4 protein-coding genes and 1 pseudogene are annotated in these 7,206 nt (G+C 36.3%); 3 read left to right on the forward strand and 2 right to left on the reverse strand.

Features of this window, described 5'->3' with window-relative positions:
* The first annotated feature begins 347 nt into the window (after nucleotides 1-347).
* From A0J48_RS25425 to A0J48_RS25435, 3 genes are all read left to right on the forward strand, one after another.
* Nucleotides 348-653 (forward strand): hypothetical protein, encoded by a 306-nt coding sequence (locus A0J48_RS25425; protein WP_200327358.1) that lies wholly within the window; start codon nucleotides 348-350, stop codon nucleotides 651-653.
* Nucleotides 654-702: 49 nt separating this feature from the next.
* Nucleotides 703-2,070: a GTP-binding protein gene (locus A0J48_RS25430; protein WP_200327359.1), complete on the forward strand. Its 1,368-nt coding sequence runs from the start codon at nucleotides 703-705 to the stop codon at nucleotides 2,068-2,070.
* Between the two features lie 491 nt (nucleotides 2,071-2,561).
* Nucleotides 2,562-2,834, forward strand: a complete 273-nt coding sequence (locus tag A0J48_RS25435) for a Calvin cycle protein CP12 (protein ID WP_200327360.1) — start codon at nucleotides 2,562-2,564, stop codon at nucleotides 2,832-2,834.
* 163 nt (nucleotides 2,835-2,997) lie between these two features.
* Here A0J48_RS25435 and A0J48_RS25440 read toward each other — a convergent pair whose 3' ends face one another.
* Nucleotides 2,998-3,813, reverse strand: a complete 816-nt coding sequence (locus A0J48_RS25440; protein ID WP_200327361.1) for a TlyA family RNA methyltransferase — start codon at nucleotides 3,811-3,813, stop codon at nucleotides 2,998-3,000.
* Nucleotides 3,814-4,084: 271 nt separating this feature from the next.
* Nucleotides 4,085-7,039: pseudogene (locus tag A0J48_RS25445) on the reverse strand (NACHT and WD40 repeat domain-containing protein); the annotation flags it as partial.
* Nucleotides 7,040-7,206 lie beyond the last annotated feature (167 nt).

Raw genomic sequence — 7,206 nt, forward strand, 5'->3', positions numbered from 1 at the left:
CCCTACAGCTATTGTAGTATATATGTACTAATTTGGGAAGGTCAGAGCAAAATTTTCAAAACCCTGCCTAAACGTACATCCATTAGCATTTATGCAATAAATCGAACATTTATATTACTTAAGTATTACTTCGTAAGTAATCAAATTTAATTATGGTTAATATAGACCTAAATCAATGGTTTTTTGCTATTTTTCAAGCTTTTACTAGTATATAAAATCACTAAATACAATCAATTATTTAAATATTTTATGTTTTCCATTTTTACTTTTCAGTGAATATGCTCAATTATGACTGTCAAGCAAAAAAACTTCTTTTCTTCACGGTTATAAGGGTTAGAGTATTAGTCATGTTTTTATACACTCGAAAACGATTATTAAACAATAGCAAACGAGCTATAAAATCTACTGACAAAGGCTTTTTGACTATTGGCAACTTAACAATATTCGTGTTTCTATTGATTTTACCTATTTCTACTTTCAGTATATTACGTATAGTGTTACCTATGTTTAATTCTTATCCCAGTACCAATGTGGAAACTTCGTACCATCCTACGTCGATTCCTTGGATAGAAGATTCAGCAAGATGTGAAAATTCTGGTAGGACTTGGGATGGTAATAAATGCTGGGATTTTGAACACAGTCCTCTGTTCTAAACGAAAATTTTGGATATAAATGGATATGTAATCCATTGTTTTTTCTACCTTGTCTCAACCTAACTCAGTTCGTAACCTACAAGAAACTCATTTAACCCGCGCCCGTGCTAGTCTTAGGCAAGCAATATCTTGGTATGGATATCTCCGCAAGTCAGGACAGTTATCATCAAAACCAGAATTAGCAGGTTTGGTTAAAGCAGAAATAGAAACTTTAACAGCCACACTCAACAAGTTAGATTCTCATGTAGTGAGAATAGCTGCTTTTGGTTTGGTGAGTCGGGGAAAATCTGCGGTTTTAAATTCTTTACTAGGGGAAAAAATTCTCCAAACTGGACCACTTAATGGAGTGACTCAATGGCCTCGTTCTGTGCGCTGGAAGCCAGGGGGAAAGGTACTTGTAGAACTAATTGATACTCCTGGTTTGGATGAAATTGAGGGTGAAGCACGGGCGCAAATGGCGCGAGATGTGGCGCGTCAAGCTGATTTAATTTTGTTTGTGGTGTCTGGAGATATCACCCGGACTGAGTATCAAGGGTTGTTGGAATTACGCCAAGCCCAAAAACCCCTGATTTTAGTATTCAATAAAATTGATTTGTACCCAGAAATAGATAGGAAAGCTATTTATAAAAATTTACAACAATTGGGAGCAGGAAATCTGCACAATAAACCGTTATTACCTGATGAAATTGTCATGGTAGCAGCTGAACCTGCACCAATGGAAGTTAGGATAGAATACCCAGATGGGAATGTCAGCTATGAGTGGGAAACACCACCACCCCAGGTAGATGAACTGAAGCAAACAATACTCAATATACTAAATCGAGAAGGGCGATCGCTATTAGCTTTAAATGCACTCATTCAAGCGCGGGATGCAGAAGTGAGTATAGCTGAAAAAACCATTGATTTCCGTCAACAAGAAGCTGAAGATATCATTTGGAAATTTGCTAAATATAAAGCCGCCGCTATCGGGTTAAACCCCATTGCTTTTTTAGATATTATTGGGGGAACAATTGCTGATTTAGCTTTAATTCGTTCCTTAGCTAGATTATACAGTTTACCTATGACTAGTTATGAAGCTACTAACTTATTAAAAACTATTTTATTCAGTTCTGGTGGTTTATTGTTAGGAGAAATAGGAAGTAGTTTTTTATTAGGTTTAGGTAAAAGTACGGCTGCTATAGCGGCTGGGGATAATCCCCTGAGTATTACTACTTATGCCAGCAGCGCATTAGCTCAAGCTGGTATAGCTGGGTATGGTGCTTATACTGTCGGTAAAGCCGCACAAGTATATCTCGAAAAAGGCTGTACCTGGGGACAATTAGGCGCTAATACTGTTATTCAAGAGATATTATCCCAAGTTGATAAAAATACAATTTTGTATCGGTTACGGGAAGAATTAGGGGAAAATATGAGTTAATTTTAAAATATTTAATAACTTTATTATAGTGGAATTTGTTAATTTCCACACTTAAAATAAGGGAGCATCCCAAATGTGTAAATTTATGTTTATTTAACGAAATCAACGCTCCAAGGCTTTATATGATTGAACCGCAAAGGGCGCAAAGGACACAAAGGTAAGAGATTTTGGGAGATTTTTTAGTGTTGCTGTGGTTATTTTTTCAAAATTGGGATGCTCCCTAAAATAATTGAACAAGATGGCAAAGCAGGAAATTTTCCAACTTGCGAATTTGCTTATTGAATCTATATTTTTTGTATAGCCTTAGACAAGACGGTTAGGACTTTAATCAAAACTAAAACTTAAACACTCAAAGACTTTTACCACTGTCACCTGTCACCTGTCACCTGTCACCTGCTATATCTAAATAAGGTTAATAACTAACATTCTTCTCAACTTTAAAAGTGTAAGCTCCAGATATCTTTATCTCACTCACAAAAAGTAAAGGTATTATGACAACTGTGAACGGAGTTTCTGCTATTAATTTCCACAAAAATAACTCTAAAACCATTGAAGAAGCAATTCTGGAAGCAATTGTGGAAGCTCGTGCTACCTGTGAAGAACAGGGGATTAATTCACCCAATTGTGCAGTAGCTTGGGATATTGTAGAAGAATTACAAGCAGAAAAAGCACATCAGAAACAGGCTCAACATCGTCAAACTTCCTTAGAAGAATACTGCGAAATGTATCCAGATGCGTTGGAGTGCTTAATCTACGACCTGTGAAAATTTTTGGGTAATTGGTAATTGGTGATTGGAAAAACTAATTACCAACTATACCAAATTAATCAATGAACAATTGATAATGGAGAATTGACAATTGATAATTGATAATTGACAATTGATAATTAATTATTTTTGGTAATTGTTTATTGTCAATTTTTCAACTTTAACGAAAATTGGCAACTGCTGATTTAGTCATTTGTTCAATGAAATCTAACTCAGGGGATGTTGTTATTTCACTTTCTATATTTAACCATAACAGATATTCAATATTTCCCGCAGGTCCAGTAATGGGAGAAAACGTCAACCCCCGATATTTCCATCCTAATTCTAATGCTGTTTGTAAAACTTGAAAAATTGCTTCAGCATGATCTTTTGCATCACGCACCACACCTTTTTTACCAACACGATTTTTACCAACTTCAAACTGAGGCTTGACTAATAAAACTGCTTCTTTAGGAAATTGAGTCAAACGCCACACCGCAGGTAAAACTTTAGTTAAAGAAATAAAGGAAACATCAACCACCGCTAAATCAGGCAACGGTGCATTTTCAGGATATAATTCCTCTGGTTGTAATTCTCGTAAATTAGTACGTTCTTTTAAAATCACTCTTTCATCATTTCTAATTTTCCAGTCAACTTGTCCATAACCAACATCAATTCCATAAACTTTTTCTGCACCATTTTGTAATAAACAATCGGTAAAACCGCCGGTGGAAATTCCCCCATCTAAACAAATTCTTTGATTTGCAGAAATACCAAATATTTTTAATGCTTTTGCGAGTTTTTCACCGCCACGAGAAACAAAAGGAGGACGTTCTTTAACTTGAATTTCTGCGGTTGTATCTACTTCTGTTCCAGCTTTATCAATTACTGTTTGGTTTACCATGACTTCGCCGGCTTGAATTAGGCGTTGTGCTTGTTGACGGGAAGGAGATAAACCTAAATCTACTAATAATGTATCTAGTCTTTGTTTCATTATCAATTACTAAAAAGTTAGGAATTTTATTTGTCAGAATCAGGATAACCAGGATTTAAGGATTTACAGGATGATATTCAGATTTCTAACTTGTAAGATCATGTTAGTAATAAATGAAAAGGGTAATCAAAGTAGTCGGGGATTTTTAACGAGTTTTAACCTGTGTACAGTCATCCTACTCCACAGCCCCCAACGCCTTCAAAGTTAATATTTCCGCCTGGCTTAACCCCTTCACACCCTTAATCTTCAACCCTGCATATAACTGATGGCTAAAGGTGGCAATACATTCCCCAGACTGCACATCCCACAGTTTCACGGTCTTATCATCACTACCACTAGCCAAGGTTAGACCATCTGCACTCCAGGCTACTGACCTAACCCAATTGCTATGACCTTCTAGGGTTCGCACACAGTTCCCAGTCTGCACATCCCACAGTTTCACCGTCTTATCATCACTACCACTAGCCAAGGTTTGACCATCTGCACTCCAGGCTACTGACCAAACCCTATTGCTATGACCCTGTAGGGTTCGCACACAGTCCCCAGACTGCACATCCCACAGTTTCACCGTCTTATCATCACTACCACTAGCCAAGGTTAGACCATCTGCACTCCAGGCTACTGACCAAACCGAATTGCTATGACCTGTTAAGGTTAATAACTCCTTACCGCTAATGGCATTCCACAGCCTCACCCTACCATCTGCTTCTCCTGTGGCCAGGACTTTACCATCAGGGCTAAAGGCTACAGCATAAACTGAAGTCAATTCTGTAGCAAAGACCGACTCTTTTAAATTGGCATCGCTTAAGTTTGCACTGTGTAAACTAGCGTGACCAAAATCTACATTTTTAATTACTGTCTGACTCAAATCTTGTCTTTCTAAAGCAAAACGACTACCTTTGAGTAACAACTGCACGGCATTACTACCACAGTAACCTGCGATTGTTTCAGTTTTACCTTTCGTGGCTTTGACCTCTGCTAATAACCTTTGACTTGCTGTTGTTGACAACATGGGAAACATCAAATCTAAGACAGCTTTGGCTAACAGAGTTTTCCCGAAAGTTTGACTTAAATCTATTGTTCCTTGGTCGTAGGGAAGAACTTCCACAATGTCCTGAAAATCTGCTGCTAAAATGCCTAATTCTCGTCCCAATTTATAGGATACAAAAAACTCTAATAATGACCGATGGGCAGGATAATAATCACCATCAGCATTTCTAATTAACATGGTTTGTCCCATCATGTCATAATGCCAATGGTCTAAATCTTTTTGTTCTTCTACTGCTTGTCCAAAACAACGGCGAATTCGATCAGGAAATTCTTTATAATTTAAACTCATCCTTTCCGTTGACAGCATCTCCCAGGATAATTCACAGAGAAAATATAATTTATCTGCTATTGAGGTAAAAGTGCGGTCAGCTTTAATATCCCGTTCCATTTTCTGACGAACTGCATAGAGATAAACACGGGAAATATCCACAGGTTTACCAGCTTCAATATCCGGTAATGCTTCCATAATTAAATCAATCATCACCGGACGACGTGCCAAGTCTAATAATTGTTGATTGTTAATTACACTAGCAACGGTTTCTGGTTTAGCTTTAAACTCAAGTACCTGTTGAATTTGTTGATCATTAAGTTTTTCTAATTCTAAAACTTCAAATTGGGGCGTTTCTCCCGTTAAATTTTTAGTAGAAGCTTGTAATTCGGCATTTAAAAGTGTGCGTCCTTCTAATGCTTCTGGAAAATGTTCAGTCCGACAAGTTAAAATTGCCTTTGTTCCTGCTGTTCCTACAACTTGTGCTAATTCCCAGAAATTATTAATCATCGCTTGACGGTCTACCCGCGCAGCCATTTCGTCAAAGCCATCAAAGATTAATAATAATTTGCCCATGCGGTTGAGTTGTTCAAATGCAGAATATCCAGGTAAACCAATTTGATGTTTACGAAAAAAGAACTCAGAAAAAAGAGATTCAATACTTACTGCTTTGGCATAATCTCTTAATGGAATTAATAAAGGAATACGCGGAATAGTTGCACCTTCTTGTTTTGCTTGGCGATATTTTTGTAAAGCCAACCAAGCATAATGGAAAACAAACCAAGTTTTACCTGTACCAAATTCTCCTAAAACAGATAAATGTTCTTTAACTGGGTCAGCCAACCATTCATTAATATAACGTTCAATCCATCCATCTTCTTTACCATAGTGACTCACACCTATTCGCTGTTTAGTTCTAGGGTTAATTTCTTCTTTTCTACAAGCTAAGGGAACATAATATTTATCAATTCCTCTACTTTTAACTTCATTCTCTAACCACTCAAAATAACCACTAAAATCTGCATCAGCTTCGATTAATTCATCAAAGGTATAACAAAAAATCTGTTTATCTTCTTTAACTTCGGTTTTAGCTAATTTACTAACTCGACGGGGCGCTACTATCCAACCTTCATCAGTTTTGTGAGTTTCTACAGCTTCTTTAACTGCATTTACATCATGAATACTTGCTTCTGCTTCTACTCCGCGAATAAAAATTCTGTCATATCCTCGCCGTTTGGGAATATTAATAATCAATTCAAAATATTCTGGTTCTAAAACTTCGTGTTTTTCAAATTTATACCCCAGAGTTTCAAACCATTGTTTTAATTGTTTGCATAATTCCGTTTCTCTGACAATTTCCCCAGGTGGTAATAATTGCTGTTGACTTTGTACTAATTGGGCAATTTGTTTTTGAATTTCTGGTAAACTTAGTTGATTTACCTGTTCACGGATTTGATTTAGACTATTTTGTAAATTATCTAATTTATGGTCTTGTAAAATTTCTGTTGCTGTTCTGGCACGTTTAGCAATTTCAATAAATAAACTGGCAAATTCAGCCAACTCTCTACGATAATCAATATTTTGATCTTTGATTTTATCGCCAATATCAGAACTTTAAATATATTTATCTAATGTTTGAATATTAAAACTTTTATTTCGGCTAAATGCTTGCTGAAATTCTTGTTTAATTTCTGGTTCTTTCAATAACTGTAAAATAACCTGTGGTTTCCCTACACCATACTCAATCAAAGTATAAACATAAACACCATCAAAATCATTAGGTGGAACATCCTGTTTTAAGCCAAATTTATTTAAGAGTTTTAATCTAGTTTCACTGTGATCTAATTTATCTAATACTTTACCGACAGCCTCTTCCACTAATGCCCCAATCACATCATCAATGATAAACATATACAACTTGGCATAAAATTATGGCAGTGTTTTAATTTTATACTAGTAAGTACAGTTTTGACACTTTCCGCCCCATAAGGGCGAAGATTCTTCATTCTCAGGGAACTCCAAAAAATAAATTATACAAATTACTGTCATCAAAACGACTTTTTCTCCCCCTGCCTCCC

It is taken from the genome of Sphaerospermopsis aphanizomenoides BCCUSP55, assembly GCF_001586785.1.
Taxonomy (GTDB): Bacteria; Cyanobacteriota; Cyanobacteriia; order Cyanobacteriales; family Nostocaceae; genus Sphaerospermopsis_A; species Sphaerospermopsis_A aphanizomenoides_A.

Bases quoted from the DNA above. Each gene is read 5' to 3' on its own strand.
- A0J48_RS25425 (WP_200327358.1), top strand. From the start codon at position 348: ATGTTTTTATACACTCGAAAACGATTATTAAACAATAGCAAACGAGCT.
- A0J48_RS25435 (WP_200327360.1), top strand. From the start codon at position 2,562: ATGACAACTGTGAACGGAGTTTCTGCTATTAATTTCCACAAAAATAAC.